15 protein-coding genes are annotated in these 20,895 nt (G+C 37.9%); 8 read left to right on the plus strand and 7 right to left on the minus strand.

Annotation, left to right across the window (positions count from 1 at the left end; genetic code table 11):
• Nucleotides 1–201: 201 nt before the first annotated feature.
• Nucleotides 202–537 (minus strand): hypothetical protein, encoded by a 336-nt coding sequence (locus ACWATR_RS26845; RefSeq protein WP_181929165.1) that lies wholly within the window; start codon nucleotides 535–537, stop codon nucleotides 202–204.
• A 621-nt stretch (nucleotides 538–1,158) separates the two neighbouring features.
• On the opposite strand from ACWATR_RS26845, the gene ACWATR_RS26850 reads away from it, so the two are divergent.
• The 5 genes from ACWATR_RS26850 to ACWATR_RS26870 all read left to right on the plus strand — a co-directional run bounded on the left by ACWATR_RS26850 (nucleotide 1,159) and on the right by ACWATR_RS26870 (nucleotide 9,762).
• Complete coding sequence (locus tag ACWATR_RS26850) at nucleotides 1,159–1,944, plus strand: HAD family hydrolase (RefSeq protein WP_460338992.1); 786 nt, start codon at nucleotides 1,159–1,161, stop codon at nucleotides 1,942–1,944.
• Between the two features lie 303 nt (nucleotides 1,945–2,247).
• The gene (locus ACWATR_RS26855; RefSeq protein ID WP_460338994.1) at nucleotides 2,248–3,426 is read left to right on the plus strand and encodes a DNA double-strand break repair nuclease NurA; all 1,179 of its coding nucleotides are present in this window, start codon (nucleotides 2,248–2,250) and stop codon (nucleotides 3,424–3,426) included.
• 734 nt (nucleotides 3,427–4,160) lie between these two features.
• Nucleotides 4,161–6,854, plus strand: a complete 2,694-nt coding sequence (locus ACWATR_RS26860) for a PAS domain S-box protein (protein WP_460338996.1) — start codon at nucleotides 4,161–4,163, stop codon at nucleotides 6,852–6,854.
• An 89-nt stretch (nucleotides 6,855–6,943) separates the two neighbouring features.
• Complete coding sequence (locus tag ACWATR_RS26865; protein WP_460338998.1) at nucleotides 6,944–8,002, plus strand: substrate-binding domain-containing protein; 1,059 nt, start codon at nucleotides 6,944–6,946, stop codon at nucleotides 8,000–8,002.
• Entirely contained in the window at nucleotides 7,999–9,762 is a 1,764-nt protein-coding gene (locus tag ACWATR_RS26870) for an ATP-binding protein (RefSeq protein ID WP_460339000.1), read from the plus strand. The genes ACWATR_RS26865 and ACWATR_RS26870 overlap by 4 nt, the downstream gene beginning before the upstream one ends.
• A gap of 186 nt (nucleotides 9,763–9,948) precedes the next feature.
• On the opposite strand, the gene ACWATR_RS26875 is transcribed toward ACWATR_RS26870, so the two are convergent.
• The 6 genes from ACWATR_RS26875 to ACWATR_RS26900 form a co-directional block, all read right to left on the minus strand.
• Nucleotides 9,949–10,647: a zinc-dependent metalloprotease family protein gene (locus tag ACWATR_RS26875; RefSeq protein WP_460339002.1), complete on the minus strand. Its 699-nt coding sequence runs from the start codon at nucleotides 10,645–10,647 to the stop codon at nucleotides 9,949–9,951.
• A 7-nt stretch (nucleotides 10,648–10,654) separates the two neighbouring features.
• Complete coding sequence (locus tag ACWATR_RS26880) at nucleotides 10,655–12,052, minus strand: TerD family protein (protein ID WP_460339004.1); 1,398 nt, start codon at nucleotides 12,050–12,052, stop codon at nucleotides 10,655–10,657.
• Nucleotides 12,053–12,155: 103 nt separating this feature from the next.
• The gene (locus ACWATR_RS26885; RefSeq protein ID WP_069071297.1) at nucleotides 12,156–12,728 is read right to left on the minus strand and encodes a TerD family protein; all 573 of its coding nucleotides are present in this window, start codon (nucleotides 12,726–12,728) and stop codon (nucleotides 12,156–12,158) included.
• A 69-nt stretch (nucleotides 12,729–12,797) separates the two neighbouring features.
• Nucleotides 12,798–13,400 (minus strand): TerD family protein, encoded by a 603-nt coding sequence (locus ACWATR_RS26890; RefSeq protein ID WP_460339006.1) that lies wholly within the window; start codon nucleotides 13,398–13,400, stop codon nucleotides 12,798–12,800.
• 181 nt (nucleotides 13,401–13,581) lie between these two features.
• Entirely contained in the window at nucleotides 13,582–14,157 is a 576-nt protein-coding gene (locus ACWATR_RS26895) for a TerD family protein (protein ID WP_460339008.1), read from the minus strand.
• 433 nt (nucleotides 14,158–14,590) lie between these two features.
• Nucleotides 14,591–16,765 carry a DEAD/DEAH box helicase gene (locus ACWATR_RS26900; RefSeq protein ID WP_460339010.1) on the minus strand — a complete coding sequence of 725 codons (2,175 nt, stop codon included), beginning with the start codon at nucleotides 16,763–16,765 and terminating at the stop codon, nucleotides 14,591–14,593.
• Between the two features lie 351 nt (nucleotides 16,766–17,116).
• On the opposite strand from ACWATR_RS26900, the gene ACWATR_RS26905 reads away from it, so the two are divergent.
• The 3 genes from ACWATR_RS26905 to ACWATR_RS26915 all read left to right on the plus strand — a co-directional run bounded on the left by ACWATR_RS26905 (nucleotide 17,117) and on the right by ACWATR_RS26915 (nucleotide 20,809).
• Complete coding sequence (locus ACWATR_RS26905) at nucleotides 17,117–17,707, plus strand: PEP-CTERM sorting domain-containing protein (RefSeq protein ID WP_460339012.1); 591 nt, start codon at nucleotides 17,117–17,119, stop codon at nucleotides 17,705–17,707.
• A 562-nt stretch (nucleotides 17,708–18,269) separates the two neighbouring features.
• Nucleotides 18,270–19,559: a glycosyltransferase family 4 protein gene (locus tag ACWATR_RS26910; RefSeq protein WP_460339014.1), complete on the plus strand. Its 1,290-nt coding sequence runs from the start codon at nucleotides 18,270–18,272 to the stop codon at nucleotides 19,557–19,559.
• A 602-nt stretch (nucleotides 19,560–20,161) separates the two neighbouring features.
• Nucleotides 20,162–20,809 (plus strand): TetR/AcrR family transcriptional regulator, encoded by a 648-nt coding sequence (locus ACWATR_RS26915; RefSeq protein ID WP_460339016.1) that lies wholly within the window; start codon nucleotides 20,162–20,164, stop codon nucleotides 20,807–20,809.
• The last annotated feature ends 86 nt before the right edge of the window (nucleotides 20,810–20,895 follow it).

Here is a 20,895-nt window from a genome sequence, read left to right on the forward strand (position 1 = left end):
AAAGTCATTATCGATATACACATGCTATGGAAAAAAATGACATTTACCATCACTCTTCATGGTGAGAGAATTTCCACATACATTCTAATTGTGTGAATTCATAGACTAACTTTACCAAAAAAAAACTAGTGAGTGGGAGACACAAAGAAACGGAGAGAGTATTTGATAACTTCTCCGCCTCTTGGGATCTTCAATAAATAACTACCACCAAACTCGATTTCCATTTTCGTCAACTCGGGCTTCCCGAATTACATCAGAAATCTCTTCAGCATCTTTAACGTGGTGGAGTGCCTTCTTTTCCCCATTGGGTTCATCTACAACAAAGTAAGTTGGGACTGTGATTTTGTCGCCTGTAATGTCTGGTACATCATCAACAGCTACCTGTTCAGCCTTCTCTTCAACTGATTGAGGCTCATCAGCAATTCTATCTCCCGGATTCGCGGTTAAGTTTCTTTCCTTCACATTTGGCTCATCACGAGAATCCCAATCTTCGCTTACTGGTTGATTAATTTGATTTTGTTGTTTATTATCACTCATGGCTCTTTCAGGTATTAAAAAATGTGACTTGACTAATAACAGCTTAAAAAATCTCAGGTATAAAGAGTTCTTTCCCTGGAGAGAGTTTGAGAATAGATTTGGAATAGATTTTACGAGGAACATCTCTTAGGTTAGATTCTAGTTCTGAGTTTGAGAAATAACCTCTTACTCCAGAAACAAATAGTAATTAAAAATTAAATTTTCAGGAACAACTCTTAAAAAAAGTAAATTTTACGAAAATGAACCTACTGTCAGCACAGATGTACATTAAATTCTAATGCGATCGCAACAGGAGAGAAAAGACAGTCTTGTTCGTTGAGTGAAATCTTGAAAATAATCACTTTATTTGTCCTAGTCATGGCTCTCAATAAGATTTTCAGGGTCGAGTCATTCATGTCCCAGCTAAAAGTTCTCTGCCACTAATCACTGTAGTAGTCAAGTAAAACCAAATTCGTTTAGTTGATCGCAAATCTGCCGTAGATTCTCCTTAACCTAGCAGTATCAAATCAAATTGAACAATGCCACCATACTTTTTAAGCAAATTATAAAAGACTAACAAAGATTACTGCATGATTTAAAATTGTCGGGTAAGCTGACAAGAGCAGTTTCATTCTCAAACCAATGACCACAAGTAGTCCCAAAATTTTAGCCCTGGACTTTGATGGAGTGATTTGCGACGGATTAATTGAATATTTTGAGGTAGCATGGCGTACCTACTGTGAAATTTGGTCTCCTACTAACGACACACCAGCAGATGATTTAGCTTTGAGATTCTACCGTCTAAGGCCTGTTATTGAAACGGGTTGGGAAATGCCCGTTTTAATTAAAGCCTTGGTAGATGGAATTCCTGACGAAAAGATTCTTCATGAATGGGTAACCATCGCCCCACAACTCTTGTTAAATGACAAGCTACAAGCAAGAGAAATTGCCACAAAACTAGATAACCAGAGAGATAAATGGATTACTACAGATTTAGATGGGTGGCTGAGTCTGCATAGATTTTATCCGGCTGTAGTAGAAAAAATTAAATTAACTATTGACAGTGGAGTTAAGCTATACATTGTGACAACTAAAGAAGGGCGTTTTGTCCAGGAATTGTTGCAACAAGAAGGGGTGAATTTACCACCAGGAGCAATTTTTGGGAAAGAAGTCAAGCGTCCCAAATATGAAATTTTGCGAGAATTAATCCAGTCAGCAGGAGAAAAGCCACTGAGCCTCTGGTTTGTAGAAGATAGACTCAAGACATTACAGTTAGTTCAACAGCAAGCAGACCTTGAGGATGTGAAACTTTTTCTTGCAGACTGGGGCTATAATACCCAAGCAGAACGGGAAGCTGCACAAAATGATCCGCGAATTCAGTTGTTATCAATTTCTCAGTTTGCCAAAGATTTCTCGGCTTGGCTTTAATTAAGGAGGCAGGAGGCAGGAGGAATCCCCATAAATAAATTTACTTGCTCTAAACCCTGTCACAGAGGGCAAAACAATATTTTCTTTCTCCTGCCTCCTGCAAGAACTGTCTTCTGCCTTTCTTCAATAATTCGTAATTCATAATGACGCTAGCAGACTTGCTACCTCGACGCTAACGTAATTATTTTAATTTACTGGGAGAATTGCAGCGAAGTGACATATTTAAAAGATGTAGGTAAATAATAAGTAATTAGGAAAACTCCTAACTTCTAACTTCTAACTCCTAACTTAGTACTTACTTTTATGCTTGATCTAACAAAACTAGCGCGACAAATGCAGGGTTTAAGTCAGCATCTAACATTAGAAGCTGCTGCTAGTCGCCAGCGTTTAGAATTGGCGCAACAACATTTAAAAAATGCTTACGAGTGTCAACAAGATTTAATCGATCGCCAGGAAAAATGGCGCGATCGCATTCTCTTCGCTAATGCTACCCCAATTGAACCGCTAGAAACCTGCATTGATATCTCAGTTCCTCCAAAAATCCATACTGTCATCGCTACCGATGGTTCCCAAATTGCCCCCAACCATCACGAAATTGCTTACTGTTATCTCTTAAATATCGGCAGAGTTGTCTTGCACTACGGACAAAATCGCCATCCGCTACTCGATAGTTTGCCAGAAGTATTTTACCGCCCAGAAGATTTATATATGTCTCGGCAGTGGGGAATTAGAACTGAGGAATGGATGAGTTTTCGCCGCACTGCTTCCGAAACAACAGTGTTAGCAGAACTTGCATGTGGTGCAGCGCAAGGGGAAACTCCAGCGCTGGCGATGGTAGATGGTTCGCTAATTTACTGGTTTTTAGAACAGTTGCCGATGGATGCACGCGATCGCATTTTACCCCCCATCCTAGAAGCTTGGCAGCAAATGCGTGATGCTAAAATTCCGTTGATGGGCTATCTTAGCGCCTCTCGCAGCATCGAAACAATGAACTTTTTACGGTTATTAGCTTGTCCCCATCCAGTGCCAGACTGTAAAAGTCATTGCCCAAATCAGCTAGAAAAAGTACCTTGTAAAATTTTTGAACAATTGCGAGATACTTCAGTTTGGGCAACCCGACTCAAACCAGGACAACGCAGTACCCTGTGGCGGAGTAATTCCCCCATTCTCGAACTTTACGGCGATCAAACCATTTACTTTTGCTACGTCCACGTTGGCACTGAAATCGCTCGAATCGAAGTTCCGGCATGGGTAGCCCAGAATGCAACCATGCTAGACCAATCACTGGGACTGATGTTAGCACAAGTTCAAAAAGGATATGGCTATCCTGTAGCGATCGCAGAAGCCCATAATCAAGCAGTGGTAAAAGGTGGCGACAGAGCGCGTTTCTTTGCCCTTCTCGAACAACAAATGATTAAAGCTGGTTTGAAAAATGTGGGAACTTCTTACAAAGAAGCCAGAAAGCGCGGGAGTATTGCGTGAAAAAGGAAAGAACCAGTGTATAAGAGTAGCAGCACTACCACTGTTACAAATCACTTAATTGTCAAAATCAACCAGAAGTTATAACGAATCAGATAAGTTTTCTTGTTATCATTCAATTCCTGAATTTAAAGAATATATTCTGATTGACCAATACAAATTTTACGTCGAGCAATTTGCTAAAAACTCGGATGGTAAATGGGTCTTAACTGAATATGAATCTCCCGATGTATTGTTAACACTAGATTCTATAAATTTCTAAATTTCATTCAGTGATATTTATGAAATGGTAAATTTTCAGATGAGCGAGGACTGAAACATTAAGTTTATATATGAGGGAATGCAAAAATCTTAATAATTGTTACATTTATTAAACGAGTACTTTGCTGTTTAAGGACAATGACAGATAAAAGTCCTGACTAATTCAGTTTACGTAACACTTCTTATCCTAAATTTTAGATATAAATGTTTACTTTATAGTTTTTTTGGGAACCCTTTATTTAGTAGAGAGGTAAGTCAAAAGTTAGCTAGTTTACTCAGTACAAACTAGTAGATACTTCTTGCCTACACTATCAAGTTAAATACGTTTTTATTCGGACGCTAAACAGTCTTCGTCAGAACTGACATGAGGCAATTCCTAGCTTGAAACATCCTATTGCGATGGTTACTCAATTTTAACGATAAACGTATTAACTTATTTAACCTTTATCAAAAAAAGCTTTACACCTAAAAAACTGATGAAACTAGTTAAATCTGAGTTACAAAAATCTGAAGAAAAATATTCTCGATTTTTCTCACTTTCTATAGATTTATTGTGTATTGCTAATTTTGATGGTTATTTTAAGTATCTAAATCCAGTATGGACAAAAACACTAGGTTGGTCAACTCAGGAACTCGTTACTAAACCCTTTATCGAATTTATTCACCCTGAAGACCGTGAATCCACTATTGTTGCAGCTCAAAAAATTACACAATCTGTAGATGCAATCAGCTTTGAAAACCGCTATCTTTGTCGGGATGGTTCTTACAAATGGCTGGCATGGAATGCAACTAGTTTCACTGAAGAAAAGCTGATTTATGCAGTAGCTCGTGACATCACTATTAATAAACAGAATGAAATAGCGCTACAAAAATCTATCCAAGAACTAGAAGCTTTTAGATTTGCCTTAAATGCTCATTCACTGGTAGCTATTACTGATAGAACTGGAAGAATAACCTATGTCAATGAATTATTTTGTGAAGTTTCTAAATATTCTCCAGAAGAACTTCTAGGGCAAGACCATCGGATTATCAATTCTGGACACCATACAAAAGATTTTTTTGCAAATTTATGGAAAACTATTGCCCAAGGAAAAATCTGGAAGGGAGAAATTCAAAATAAAGCTAAGGATGGCACTTTTTATTGGGTAGATACTCTGATCGCCCCAATGTTGGGACAAGATGGAAAGCCCTATCAATACGTATCAATTCGTACAGACATTACACAACGCAAGCTTTCAGAGTTCGCTTTATTGGAGCGATCGCGTTTGTCAGTTTTGAGTGCAGAAGTCAGTTTAGCCTTATCTCAAAGTGGCACACTTTCAGAAATTCTGCAAAACTGTACAAATACTATTTCCCAATACCTTGATATCGGCTTTGTTTGTATCTGGACATTTGAACGACAGACAAACCAGCTACAATTGCAGGCTGGTGTTCATTGCACAGATATTGCTTGTAATGCTTTGAGCGATACCCAAGATTTCCCCGATCACATGGTTTTAGTCAATAATATTATGGGATTAATGATTCAAAACCATCAAGCTATTTTTAACGAAGAATTATCAATTAATCATTCAGATAAACTTGTCAATTCTACATTCTCAATTTCTCGATTTTCTGCTTATCCCCTGATAGTAGAGCAGCAAATAATCGGCATAATAGCTTTATTTAGCAAGCAATTATTTACCGAACCAACTCATAACCTATTAAATTGGATTGCGAATAATATTGCTGTGGCTATTGACCGAATCTGGGCGCGAGAAGAACTCCTCAGCCGTCGGGAAGCCTTATTACTGCGTCTAGCTAGTCAAATCCGCAGTTCTCTTGACTTAAATATGATCCTAGAAACTGCTGTTAATGAAATTCGCAGCTTATTACAAATTGACCGTTGCTACTTTCTTTCTTACTTACCGCACCCATCCCAACCAAGTCTGACTATTACCTATGAAGCACGAAACCCTAACTTGCCAAGTATGTTAGGCAATATCCCACTACAAAAAAGCACTTTTTTGACCCAAACACTTCTCTCTCAAGAGCTAATTTGTATAGAAAATATTAATAGAAAATCACAACTTGATTATGATATGCAAGAACTTTTAACTGAGTTTGGTATCACATCTCAACTAATGCTACCAGTTAAGAGTAATTCCGGTGAAATTGGGGCAATTGTATGCAGTCATTGTAGTGGCGATCGCATTTGGACTAACAGTGAAATTAACCTGCTACAAGCTGTTTGCGATCAACTAGCGATCGCCATCGATCATGCACAACTTTATACCCAAAGTCGCTCTGCTACTTTAATAGCTCAAACTCAAGCCGAAAAACTTACCGAAACCTTGCATAAATTGCAGCAAACTCAATCTCAACTGATCCAGAATGAAAAAATGTCTAGCTTGGGACAATTAGTAGCTGGAGTTGCCCATGAAATTAACAATCCAGTTAATTTTATTCATGGCAACTTAACCTATGCTAACGAATACTTTCAAGAAATGTTAACTCTCTTGCACCTTTATCAGCAACACTATCCTCAGCCTCAAGCAGAAATTGAAGATTACACTGAAAAAATTGATTTAGAATTCATTACTAGTGACCTTTCCCAACTCCTATCTTCGATGAACATGGGTACTAATCGCATCCGTGAAATTGTTTTGGGGCTACGAAATTTTTCTCGTCATGATGAAGCAGATAAAAAACTAGTCAACATTCATGAAGGGATTGAAAATACCCTATTAATTTTGCATCACCGCTGGAAAGATAATGGAATTGGGTTAGATATATCTATCGTTAAAGAATATGGTGATTTGCCCTTAGTTGATTGCTATGCTGGGCAGCTTAATCAAGTATTTATGAATATTCTGACTAATGCGATCGATGCTTTAGAAGAGTCAAGAGTCAGCAAAAAAATAACTGATAAACCGCAAATTCTCATTAGGACTGAAATTTTAGAGAGTAAATTTGTTGTCATCCGAATTGCCGACAACGGATTAGGAATGGCGGAAGACGTTAGAAAGCGATTATTTGATCCATTTTTTACTACAAAACCCGTAGGTAAAGGAACAGGACTTGGACTGTCAATTAGCTACCAAATTATAGTAGAAAAACATGGTGGAATTTTGAATTGTCTATCGGAACCAGGAAAAGGCACAGAATTCTGCATTCAAATTCCAATTTAAAGTATTGGCTTTGCTCGGCTTTAAAATACTCTGCGTTTAAAAATGCCACGATAGTCCTAGAATTTTTGAGCTATCTATATTTGAATTTTATGAACAAGTATTTAGTAGCACCGTGGCTCTTTGGTAGATATTGCTTATCCAGTAAAAGTAGAGCTTTGATTGTAGTGATAATTATGGCACTACTGAGTGTAGGCTGTACTGGAAAAGTATCAGAAAAGAATCAGTCTGTTGTGGATAATGTCTCAAGTCAACAGAACTTACCAGCTTTGAAAATTGGGGTGCTACCTACGCAAAGCCGGACAGAGCAAGAAGGGATGATTAAACCCCTAAAAGAATACTTAGAGCAATCCCTTGGAAGAAGAGTTGATACTGAGTTGCAATCAAAGAGAATAGGGGGACAAGGGAGACACAAAAAACCAGAGATCCAGCAGGTACAAGATGCGATCGCCAGTTCAGTAGATTTCCAGATTGCTAAGGATTATCAGCAAATCATTGACTGGCTATTGCAGGATAAGCTGGACATGGCTTATTTAGGGCCTATGAGCTATTTGGAGGCAGTAGATCGGGGTGCTAAAGTAGAGCCGTTGGTTGCTCCCATTGATAAACATACGGGACAACCCTGGTATCGGGCGTGTATCATTGTCAAACAAGACAGTCGCATCAAAACCTTAAAAGACCTCAAAGGTAAACGTATTGCCTTTGTAGATAAATTATCAACCTCTGGGTATTTGATGCCACTGGCAACGTTCAAAAAACTAGGAATTGATGATAATCGAAATTTTGCTCAAGTCCTCTATGCTGGTAGCCATAGCAATAGTATGGCTGCATTAGAAGATGGCATTGTTGATGCCGCAGCAACTAATATTTCCTCCTACTTGAAGCGGCAAAAAAACGGTAAGCTAACACCTCAAAACTCCAAAATCCTGTGGGAATCTGCTCCCATACCCAATTCTCCAATAGTAGTGTCCAAAAAACTCTCACCTGAGTTAATCAAACGACTAAAGCAGGCTTTTATTAGTAGCCCAGAAGGACTTCAGGATATTATCGGAACAGAGTCAGCCGGATACACCCTTGTGACTCCTTCAGACTACACTCCTATCGAGCAACTCCGAAAATATCTCAACTTAATTTCTGTTCCGACAAAATGAAAATCTCCACAAAGTTTTTTACAGGTTCAGTTGTGTCTGTCGGACTGATAATAGCTATTCTCGTTGGCAATACTGTAGCTGTTCAACAAATAAAGCAGACTATTCGTGAGAAAAGTAATCAAACCACCGAAACTATCAAAGTCGCTTTGACTGCGGAAAATGCCTTGAAGTCTGAAATTATTGAACTCAAGGATATTGTTCTACTTAAAAGTCAAAATATAGAAATGGTTCAATCTTCAAAAAAGTTTCTGGACTCTCTTGATAAGTTAGAACGCTTGATGCCAGATGCCAAAGAAATCTCAGTCATTCGTCGCCGTCACCAGTTTCTCAGCCAGTTGTCAACTCAACTAATCCACTGGAATTCTAGCGACACTTCTTTCGCAGATTCCCAACAGTATTTTAGAGCCATTAATTCTTTTGATAGAGACATTGAATTGTTCCTCAGCCAGCTAATTGAACGTGCTAATCAGCAGAATCTCTTAGTTGAAGATGAATTGGAAAACCTATATCAAGTGCAGAGAATTATTTCTTTTGTAGTTGTGCAAGTAATTATAATTTTATTTGTTGGGAAATTTATAGTGATTTGGCGTCCAACAATTAAGTCTTTACATAAATTACAAGCAGGAACAGCAGAAATTGCAGATGGAAACCTAGATTACCGTTTAGATATTCAGACAGGGGATGAAGTAGAAGACCTTGCTAAGTCGTTTAACTATATGTCACTGAAGCTAGCCGAATCTCGTGAAACCCTAATTAAGAACACTGAATTAACCCAAATGAACCAACGTCTAGAGTTGGAAATTTATGAACGCAAACAGGCAGAATCAGAACTTCAGAAAGCCTTAAAAGAACTCCAAAGCACTCAAGCTCAATTGATTCAAACTGAGAAAATGTCTAGTCTGGGTCAGCTTGTAGCAGGGGTTGCACATGAAATTAATAACCCAGTTAACTTTATTTCTGGCAATATCACCCATGCCAGTGAATACACTCAAAAATTGCTAGAACTAGTAAGTCTCTATCAAAAAGAGTTCCCAAATTCTGGACAAAAGATTCAGGAAAAGATAGAGGATATTGATTTAGAATTTATGCTAGATGACCTACCCAAAATCTTGTCTTCGATGAAAATGGGATCTAAACGAATTCAGCAAATTGTCTTGTCTTTACGTACCTTCTCCCATTTAGATGAAGCAGACATGAAAGAGGTTGATATTCATGAAGGTATTGATAGTACACTGCTAATTTTGCAGAATCGATTGAAAGCCAAGCCAGAGCATCCCAAAATTGAAATCATTAAGGAGTATGGCCAGCTACCTCTAGTAGAGTGTTATGCAGGGCAGTTAAATCAAGTATTTATGAACGTGATTAATAATGCGATCGATGCCCTTGATATATGCAATTTTCAAAGTTATCAGCAAGAGATTGAGAGCAATCCTAGTAAAATTATAATTAGTACTAAACTTGTTAGTAATAACCGAGTGGTAGTAAGAATCGCAGATAATGGGCCAGGTATGAGCCAAGAGGTTAAAAAGAAACTGTTTGATCCATTTTTTACTACTAAACCTGTGGGACAAGGAACAGGATTGGGCTTATCAATTAGCTATCAGATTGTGGTGCAAAAACACTCTGGAATCCTGCGGTGTGAATCAGAACTGGGCAAAGGAAGCGAGTTTTGGATTGAGATTCCTTTACATCAGATAGGAAAATCGGTAAGCTATAACGGATTTAAATTGCCTACTGATTTGCAAAAGTCAAAAGTCTAGAGAAATTATTGACTAAAAACTATGCAAAATTTAAGTACCTCCAATGCTATAGGGCTGAATTTAGAGCTTTTTCATGTCCAAAGCAACACTGCTTTCTAGTACTGGAAAAATATTAAATTATGATTTGCGATCGCTCCAGAGTTTAATTAAAAAATAGTTGATTTTAACTAATTACGAAATTACGAATTATCTCAATCCTGCTTCTCTGCGAATTGCATTATTCATCGAGTTGATTTGCGATGCATGAAATGATGGAGGCATTGAGCTATGAATGATATGATCAAGTCCATCATGCATTACATCCGTTGGTAGCGCAGAGTGATCCAGCCCTAATGTATGTCCAATCTCATGGGCAATAGTATTGGCAATTAAGTTAGACAATTGATTAACATGAAGACTGGCATTGTAAGACGCATATAATACTTGATCAATGCGGATGATAGCACGGTTTGTAACCATTCCTAATTTAAAAGTAGCTACTCCTAAATAGTCAACTGGCTGCTTATCAGCAAATATATAAACGTGAGTAAAGTTGTCTCCCCATTCCTTGGGTTCAGGTGGATCTGATGTCAAAAATACTTCAACGCTTCTAAAAGCACCGTAGAGCTTAGAAAAGGCATCACTGAGAATACTATTGATTGCTTCGGTATTTTCCTCTTCGATATCCATTCCCGAAACGTCTACCCAGATGCAACGGCGAAACTCGCTATTTCTCTCTATGAGAATTTTTCCACAGCAAGGGCAAAACTCCCACTGAGGCTGAATGCGCAAACGACATCCCTGACAACGGAGTTTAGGGGGTCTAGTCAAATCTATGCGTTCCCAAATCGGGACTTTGAGCTTGCGATTGGGTCTAGTTAAATCCAGGCGATCGTAGAGAGACATTGATTTTTTATTGTAATAGATTCTTGGTTTTAGCCAATTTGACCCAGTTTGGATATTCAGTCATCAGTAAATCATAAAGCTCTTGATCTGGTATGCTTTCTGGATCTTCTAAACTGAAAAAATCTGAATTATCAAGATAGCGATCGCTCATTTCGTCAAGCCGCTCTAGAAAAGTAAAATCACTGGTCTTTGCTTTAGCTAGCCAACCTAAAATACCTTTACCTTTAACATCCTTGCGTGACTTGCCAATTGCCATAAATTGCCAAAAAATAGGCTCATACGAAGACTCTTTAAGATATTGTTCTGTTTGTGACTCGTCAGAGGTTGCTCCATCCGTCACAAACATGATATAAACTGGATTAAAACTTTTATGGTTACCTTTTTTAGATATTGGAAAATAGAATTTTCTAATCATATCTATAGCTTTGCCATAGTAAGTACCACCTTCTAGTGGATACTCTTTTAAGAGATTTGGAATAAAGGTTTTAAAATTTTCAATAGTCATTTCACCTGCATTATAGGCTTTAGCTCCGAATAGAAATATATCAATGGAAGCGTTATCATCAAAACGACATCCTAAAGCCAGAATTTTTTCAGCAAACCGCTGAATTTTACCTAAAGTATAGAGCGCACTCATTGAGCCAGAGATATCAAGGCAAAGCACAACCTTAGCCTTATGATTTGTCAAATTTGCTTTTTGTAGTGATATATCTGCTTTTTTAACAAGATTGAAAATATGTGGCGCTTCTCGCTCTAGCTTTTTCTCTAACGATATATTTAGTTTCGCTGTACAGTTTTCTTGGGCACTTTCTACTTTTGTAGATTCTTGCTGCTTAGTTTTGGCAATATATTTATCTACAAAACTTTGTAGTCCAGAACTATAGCCTTCTCCTACCGCTTGAAATCTCCATTCATTCTCTTTTTTATATAAGCGTCCAAATTCCAAAGCTGTCTCTTGAGAAAAAGCCTCTCTTAAATTGTACCGAGCCAGAGAATTTTTGCTTTCGTGATTGTAAATCTTGATAAAGGCATTTTTGATTTGGCTAAAATTCTGATTTTTTTCTTGTCCTTCATGAATAGTGACAACAAAAACTATCTCCTGAATATCTGGATTTACTTTTGCCAAATCAACATAAATTGTCTCATCATCTCCATTCCCTTCCCCAGTTCTATTATCTCCTGAGTGTCTTAAAGAACCATCGAGTGACTGAAGGTTATTATAGAAAACAAAATATTTATCATTGGGAATGATACCATCTGCACCTAACATAAATACCGAAGCATCAATATCATAGCTTTGCCCAGCTTGATTTACTTGCCAACCCAAGCCAATAGCTACTTTATTTAAATTTGGAGCTTCCTTAGAAAGATTAAACCTGCCACCTTTAGTTAATTCAATTTCCATCTCATATACATCCTATAAATTAAACTTTTTTTATTAATTTATGCAAAAAAAAAAGGGGTAACAACAATGAATACTCCCTTTAGATTAACTTTTGAGATATTTACTAAGCAGCATATTGGTCTACAAAACTTTGCAGCCCTGATTTATAACCAGCCCCAACAGCTTGGAATCTCCATTCTCCATCTTTTCGATAAAGTTTACCAAATTCGATTGCAGTTTCCGCAGAGGCATCTTCATCTAATTCATATTTAGCAATTTGTTTTTCTGTGGTGTTGTCATAAATTCTGATAAATGAGTTTCTGACTTGCCCAAAGTTTTGCTTTCTTTGCTCTGCTTCATGGATAGTGACCACAAAAACTATTTCTTGAACTGAAGCATCAACTTTGCTTAAATCAACTTGAATTGTTTCATCGTCTCCTATACCCTCTCCAGTTCTGCTATCTCCCTCATGTTTCACAGAACCATCTGGTGATTGTGAGTTGTTATAGAATACAAAGTATTTTTCGTTAGGAATTTTTCCATTAGCACCTAACATAAATATAGAAGCATCTAGGTCAAAAGCTGAACCTGTATCTGTAACGTTAATATCCCATCCTAAACCAATTCCAGCATTTTTTAAGCTTGGTGCTTCTTTTGAAAGATTGATTCTTTCGCCTTTGCTGAGGTTAATTGACATGATTATTACCTAATTTTGAAAATTAATTTGATTCTGAATTACTATTGATTTGAGTAAATCAATATGTAGTTAAGCATAGACTTTCACAAGTCCTTCTAAACCATTAACGTTAATGCCGTTGCCAATCGCCGCCATTTTCCACTCATTATTGTGATTATAAATTTCAGCCATAATCATCCCGGTCATTCCTTTGTATTCAGAACCGGACAGATGATACTTAGCTAGTTCTTGATTATTAGATGTATTAACTAGGCGTACAAAGGCATTTTTTACCTGTGAAAATTCTTGCTTCCGAGTAATACAATCATAAATATTAACTGTAAAAACCAATTTTACAATCTCTTTTGGTAGTCGAGCTAAATCTACAAGAACCTGCTCGTCATCACCTTCTCCCGCACCTGTGAGATTATCACCTAGATGGGTAATAGCTCCTGATTTATGAGATAGATTACCAAAGTAAACAATATTGCCTATATCTGTTATTTTGCCATTTTGATCTAAACAGATTATGGAGGCATCTAAATCAAAGTCTGGAGCGTTACTAAAAGCACCAAAAAACCCGCCACCGGAATGTTTTGCTATATCCCAACCCAGTCCGCACATCAGCTTTGTTAGCCCAGGAGCTTCTTTAGAAAGTGAGATGCGTTGTCCTTTTTGTAGATTGATTCCCATGTAAGTTATTTCAAGATGTATTGAATTGACAAGATTATATCTAAGTTTTGCTCTATGTTTGTAATATTATTATCTTCCTTTATAGCTTTTACACTAAGCATTAAATAGAGAGCAATAGAGTTTTCTAAACTCAGGTTAATATCAACATTGTAAAATATCTTAGATAGTTCTAATACATTGCCTAGCTATAGCGGTCAAGTAGTGATTTCAAGCCACCTTGATAGCCTGAGCCAACTGCATTAAGACGCCATTCACCGTCTTTACGGTAAAGTTCTGCCATAATTAATGCTGTCTCTACAGAGTAGTCTTCAACAAGGTCATAGCGGACTGCTTCTTGTTTTGTTTGAGCATTAACAATTCGCACAAAGGCGTTTTTAACTTGACCAAAATTCTGACTACGTTGCTGCGCTTCATGGATAGTTACAGTAATAACTATTTTTTGAACATCTGCGGGTACTTGTTTTAGGTTAACTTTGATGACTTCATCATCTCCTTCACCTACACCGGTAAGATTATCTCCCATGTGCTGAAGCGATTTATCAGGATCGGGACTTGTGAGGTTATTATAAAAAATAAAGTGGTTATCAGAAATAAGTTTTTCGTTAATACCCAACATGAACACTGAGGAATCTAGATCAAAGTCATAACCTGTATCTGTAGCTTTAACGTCCCATCCAAGTCCAATAAAGACATCTGTTAAGCCAGGAGCAACTTTGTCAAGTGAAACTCTTTGTCCTTTTGTTAGTGAAACTGCCATAATTTTTCTTCCTATTTATAGCAAATTGATGCACAAACTAAGCAAGCTTTTTATTGTTGCTTTAAAATAATTGGGGAATTTTTAGATGGCAACAAAAAATTAATCAGCTATAGTGCTGATTGTCTAGAAAAACTTCACCAGTAATTATTTAATTTTTGAATTGGCTAGTTTTGAAGGTTGATTAGTATCAACCAACTTTTCTATCATAATTAACCAATAAGTTAAACTATTTACAGTTAAGTCATAACACACCACACAATTGAATGTGTGTCATATTTGTTATGCGCTCTATCGTAGTCACCTTCAAGAAGCACTGAAATCAGGAAAAATACGTAAACTCAAAAACTCTATTTTTGGGGTTACTGGTGTCTTCCCTCTCTGCGTAAGAGCGTCTTTCTGAGGTAAGGATTATGCAACTTAAAGGCGGATTAGTTTATTCTCTCCACATTGCCACTTGCTGTTTCAGTTCCTTCATATCCAAATAATCGTTAGCAAAAGCTTTCCATAAAAGTGGATGAGGAATAAATCCATCATATTTTTGAAGTTCTGGTGCTTCTGAAGTACTGACTAAATCTTCTGAGGTAATTCTTTGTTCACACAATGAAGCAATTTCATTGTAAAGATATTTAAATTTCTTCTTGCCTAATTTAATTGTCAAATAATAGGGATTTACTCCGCCAATACTTGTAATTTCCAACGATTCTCGGCAGTAGGAATTTAGTAATCTTTCTAAGGTGCGATAAGCAACCGTACCCATCCAAGGAAAAATGCAACATTTACCTTTTTCCAGTTGCAAAATATTCTGCTTATCTAATCCAACCTGCTGTGCCAACTGGCGAACTTGACGTAATCGTTGCAAAGCATTTTTTTGCAAGTAACTATACTCAACATTTTCCAATAAAATTTGCTGCATTCTTTGTAAAACTTTGGTATTAATAATACCATTGCCACCACGCCAATAAATACTCGCTTTACCCTCGGCTTGTTTAACAAAAATAGCTTTCTTTTTAAAGTCAACTTCTAAAACTTCCCAAGTTCTCCCAGCTAAAGCAAATTGGTTGCCAACTGGAACCGGTGTGACGATACTGCCAATTTCTGTTGCACCTTGCTTAACAATATATTCTTGCTGTTCAGCAAAGACAGCATAAAACTGAAATTTCCTCACCACCTTTTCTCCTGTCAAACCCAGGATTAGTTTACCTTGTTCGGTATACTGAATATGACCAATATCAATTAAATAGCGTAGCAATAGTTGGAAATCTTCTTTTAAGATAGCAGCAAAGGGTGGCAGACTAAAAATTTGTTTAGCTAAAGCATTGGCTGAAATTTCACCTGTTGCTGTTAAAATACTCATTGTCTGGTGATAAAGCAAACTCAAAGGATATTTAATTGGTTTGATTGGTTCAATCCATTGTTCCTCTAAATAAAGTTGAATAATAGCGATACACTGCAAAAGTTGCCAAGGGATTTGCTCTGGTAGAGAAGCTTCTCCTAATGGCTGATCTTCAGCACAGACAAATCGCATATCAGCAGCTTCACCTCTTCTACCACTGCGTCCCAAGCGCTGTAAAAAACTAGCTACAGAGAGGGGTGATTCTAACTGAATAACTCGCTCTAAATGACCGATATCTATGCCTAATTCTAGAGTCAGAGTGGCGGCAGTCACAGCTGGATTGTTGGATTCACGCATTGCATTTTCAGCAGATTGCCGCAAACTAGAAGATATACTCCCATGATGTACATGATATATATCTGGTAGTCCTTGTTTTGTGGCAATTTTTCGTAAAGATGCAATTACAGATTCAGTACGCGTGCGATTATTAGCAAATATTAGGCATTTGCGAGATTTGCTAAGGTTGAAAATATATTGTTCATCATCTGTCGCCTCTGATTCATCTACTTCATCAGTAATATAAAAATGTTCTACAGCTAGTTTTATTTGGCGTTTTACGCTGTCGATTTTCGGTGTAATAACTGGCTTGTCTGTTCCTGAACGTAACCAATCTTCAGCTATTGAGTAATCACCAAGAGTTGCTGACAAACCAATACGGCGCGGTTGTTTTTGCGTCAACTTTGCTAAACGTTGTAATTGGCAAATAATTTGACAACCGCGTTCTGAACCCATAAAGGCGTGAATTTCATCAATGATGACAAACCTTAAATCACCGAATAAGCGAAGTAGGTCGTTATTTTTGTTGATTAACAAACTTTCTAAAGATTCTGGTGTGATTTGGAGAATGCCTTGAGGATTCTTTAAAAGCTTGTTTTTTCGAGTTTGCGAAACGTCACCATGCCAGTGCCAAACGGGAATATCTGCTTCTTTTAGTAAGTCGTTGAGACGCTCAAATTGATCATTAATTAAAGCTTTGATTGGACTAATATACAATGCCCCTATGGTTGCAGCCGGGTTGGCGTGTAATAGAGTCAAAACTGGCAGAAAGGCTGCTTCTGTTTTACCAGCAGCAGTTCCAGCAGTAACTAGCAAGTGAGCATCAGTATCAAATATGACTTGACAAGCGGCAATTTGAACTGGCCGTAATTCAGTCCACTGGTGATGATAAATATATTCTTGGATGAAGGGTGCGAGTCGGCTAAAAGCATCGCTCATATTTATTTTTTATAAGTAATTAGTAACAGGTATGAATTGACTGCATTTTTACAAACAGGGAAAATACTTAAAATAATACCGTAACGCTTGATAGGTATAGCTTTTTAGGGAAGAGGTCAGAATATATTACATATAAACGAGCGTAGATGCGGAGCGGCTTGTCGTAAGACATCGCTACAGACTTGATATTTTATATAAAACTTCACAAAAAAAGTGTTTCTCTTTATTGATTTATTACATTTGCTAGCGTACTTTTATGCGGTATTTACGTATACATATTTCTATCTTAAGCTTAGTGTTGTGTGATGCATATATCAATGCATCATGTCACTCAATTTTGGAGTTATGACAATGACAAATATTTTTGCCAAAATCGCTGCTACCACAGCAACCAGTGTTGCTTTTAGTGTTGCGATCGCAGCTAGTGCTAACAACCCTGCCCAAGCTATTGATTTAAACTTCAACTGGCTAGGTGATTCTGGTTATTCAGCAATAGGTTCATTCAGCTACGACGAGACTACAGCACCTACAATTATTTCAGAAAGTGGTAGTGGAGCAACCAACTTTTTACAATCCTTGAATGTCTCCTTCTTAGATCCATCGAATAATCTTCTTGGAACTTACAACACCGTTACTGATGGAGTCTCAGAATCTGATTTCTTCGCTTTCAACTTTGATACTTCCACTCATACCTTGTTTGGCCCCTTTGATGTAGCAGGAGGGACGGGTGTAATCGGAGAATATTTCTTCCAGGGAACCGTTGGTGATTCTTTGTCCTTACGTCAGGATATCGATCAACAGACAGCATTTATAACATTAGATCAAAATTCTGGTTCTATTCAGGTATCCAAAGTCCCTGAACCTGCTTCTATGTTGGGTTTACTGGCATTTGGGATATTGGGTGTAGGCTCAACTCTGAAGAAAAAGCAAGCCTCTTGCTAGAAAGTAGGGCTTTCTAGTTAGAGGTTGCCAATTTTAGTTTAATGAATCTCTATTCTAGCTCCAATGGTTAAGTGAGTTGGTGAGTCTATTATCCAGCCTTATCAGTTCGCGATCGCTCGAATACTTGTTGACATAAGTATTCGAGCAATCACTGATAACTTGGTTAAAAATACTTCATGTGCCAGTTGAAAGGGCGGTATGAGGGTTATATGCACAAGCTTAAATATAATGCTACAATCCCCGAAGTTTAAATTTAGACATTATGCATGATTCAGGAGCTAGCAAATCAACTATTGTGATCATCACCAAAGTCTAAAGTCTGTGTTTATAAAGAGCCTAAAGTCTTTACACAATCTGATATTTTAATTTTTAAGTCTTTTATGCAATACAAAAACTATCTTTTAAAATTAAAATTATTCAGAAAATTTATAAACAGAGCTTAATCCAATCTTAATCAACAAATCTTTAAACTTAAATTGAGTAATAAAAGTGGCAGCCATTACTGAAATTAGCAATAAGTCCGCTGATCTCAAGCTGTCTTTACAAAATTCACAAATAGCTCATGCACATTCTGATCTATTCCTACAACTATCATCCAGAGCCGATTGGAATTGCTCCATTAATGACTGAATTGGCAGAAGGACTAGTAAAGCGAGGTCATGAAGTGCGAGTGATTACGGGAATGCCCAACTATCCTCAGCGCGAAATTTACGATGGATATCGGGGTAAGTGGTATATTACTGAACAAAAAAATGGCGTAACCATTCAGCGAAGTTATTTGCGAATTAAGTCTAAACCTAACCTCGTAGATCGGCTGTTGCTGGAGTTGAGTTTTGTTTTTACGAGCTTACCCCAAGCCTTTAAAGGCGGACGCCCCGATGTAATTATCTTAACAGTTCCGCCTCTATTTGGTACGTTACCAGTAACAATATTTGGTTGGTTATACAACTGCCCGGTAGTTCTAAATGTGCAAGATATTTTACCAGAAGCTGCGGTACGTATCGGGCTATTAAAAAACAAGTGGATGATCCGAAGTCTTGCAATCCTAGAGAAGTTTGCATATCGGACGGCACACACTATTAGTGTCATCGCTGATGGGTTTCGTGAGAATTTAGTGAATAAGGGAGTACCTGTTAATAAAATCGTTTGTATTCCCAATTGGGTGAATGTAAATTTTATTCGCCCTTTACCGAAACAGAACAACTCTTGGATATCTAGACATCAACTCGATGGGAAATTTGTAGTACTTTATTCGGGCAACATTGCTCTAACACAAGGTTTAGAAACAGTAATAGAAGCAGCCGTTTGTTTGCGTCATATCAAAGATATTGTCTTTGTCATCGTTGGCGAATCAAGAGCATTGCAAAGGTTGCAGGAATATTGTCTTTTAAATGGAGCAGATAATGTTTTGCTGCTACCGTTACAGCCACGAGAAACACTTCCTGAAATGCTAGCAGCATCTGATGTAGGGCTGATTGTGCAAAAGCATAATGTGATTTCGTTCAATATGCCTTCAAAAATACCACTCCTGTTGGCGAGTGGTCGCCCGATTGTGGGTTCTGTTCCTGCCACTGGTACTGCTGCGAAAGCAATCCAACTTAGTGGTGGTGGAATAATTGTTGAGCCAGAATCACCCGATGCAATGGCCGCTGCGGTGCATGATTTATATACTAATCCTACTTTAGGGGCAAGGCTTGGTAATACAGGAAGACAGTTTGCCGAAGAAAACTATTCCTTGGAGCAAGCACTTGATCGGTATGAAGGGCTGCTTTCTTATATTGTTACTAACCGGAAATCTACTCTGAAGATATTACCGGATTTGGATTCTAAGGAATCAGTTGTAGATGGTTGAAGGCTGTTGAGGACTGCTCACCAAAGAATTGGGTCTGAATTCTAAGGCTTCACGCAATGCTTTAAAGTAATGAGTAAGGAGTAATGAGTAATGAGTGGATGAAAAATGGGTATTTACTCATTACTTATTACTTATTACTCATTACTCCTTTTTAAGAGCGTCTTTAGGTCGGTGAGGATGTCAATTAATTAGCGAACACCAGGCGACTGCACAGACAAAACCCTGATTTGGATAAATTAAATCACCCATTCGGGTGAGTTAAAAATCAACCGATCGGGTGACCTAAGTGTAGGAAGTTGAGACTGCTGAAAAATAGGACTCTAGAGAACACTGATTGATTGGATGTCGTTCTTGGTGAGGATAACTTGATGAAACTCGTAACCTTGATTAATAGAGCTGGATTAATCAGCGTAGGCATACTCCTAGGTCGAAGCAAGCTACGCGCAGCGTGTCGCAGACAAGCCTCAGAAGGCATCGCTCCGTATGCTTTTCTTCCCTAAGATCACTATTCACCATGAATAAAGACCGATAAACTCATCTGTAACTTATACCAATCTCGTCTTCTATGTGGTTATAATGCAAGCAAGCGCTTGCAAACCCTCATGAAAAACTTAGCATCAAAAACGGCACAAACTCGTGCACGCTTGATCAAGGCGGCAACTAAGGTGTTTGCAACGGCAGGTTTAACAGGAGCGACAACGCGAGAAATTGCTCGTGTTGCTGCGGTCAACGAGGTAACTTTATTTCGTCATTTCCAGAGCAAAGAGCAACTACTAGCTGCTGTGATTACCGAAGCGATCGCTTCACAATCCCAAACCTTAGCTGATCACAAGGACTGGACTCAAAACCTGTACATTGACCTCAATAATTATGCAAGGCTTTGCAACCAGATGATGGAGGAGCATGAAGACCTGATTCGGACATTGATTGGAGAAGCGAAGCGACACCCCCAAGCAGCCAGTCTGATGTTATACGAAGCTAACAAATCGATGCGCGAAAAGCTGGTTGTGTATTTGCAAAACAGTCAACAGAAGGGCACAGTGTCCTCAGATATAGATTTGAAAGCATCTGTAGATAGTTTTACGGGTATGTTGCTTCACGGTATGCTGCGTTTTAGAGATATATCTACCACACTAGATTACAGTCGTCAATGTTACATAGAAACTTGTGTCAATTTATTTGTGCGCGGTATTAGCACTTTGCCATTGAAAGAGGCTAGAGGTTCAGTTGATTCCCTTGCAACAAGATAAATCGTGTTTTCTCTTAGAGTTAAGGCTCTGATTTTACACTGACTAAAAAAGTTTTATAAATTACACTTTAAACAATTGACAGGAGT

This window comes from Nostoc sp. UIC 10890, assembly GCF_054786515.1.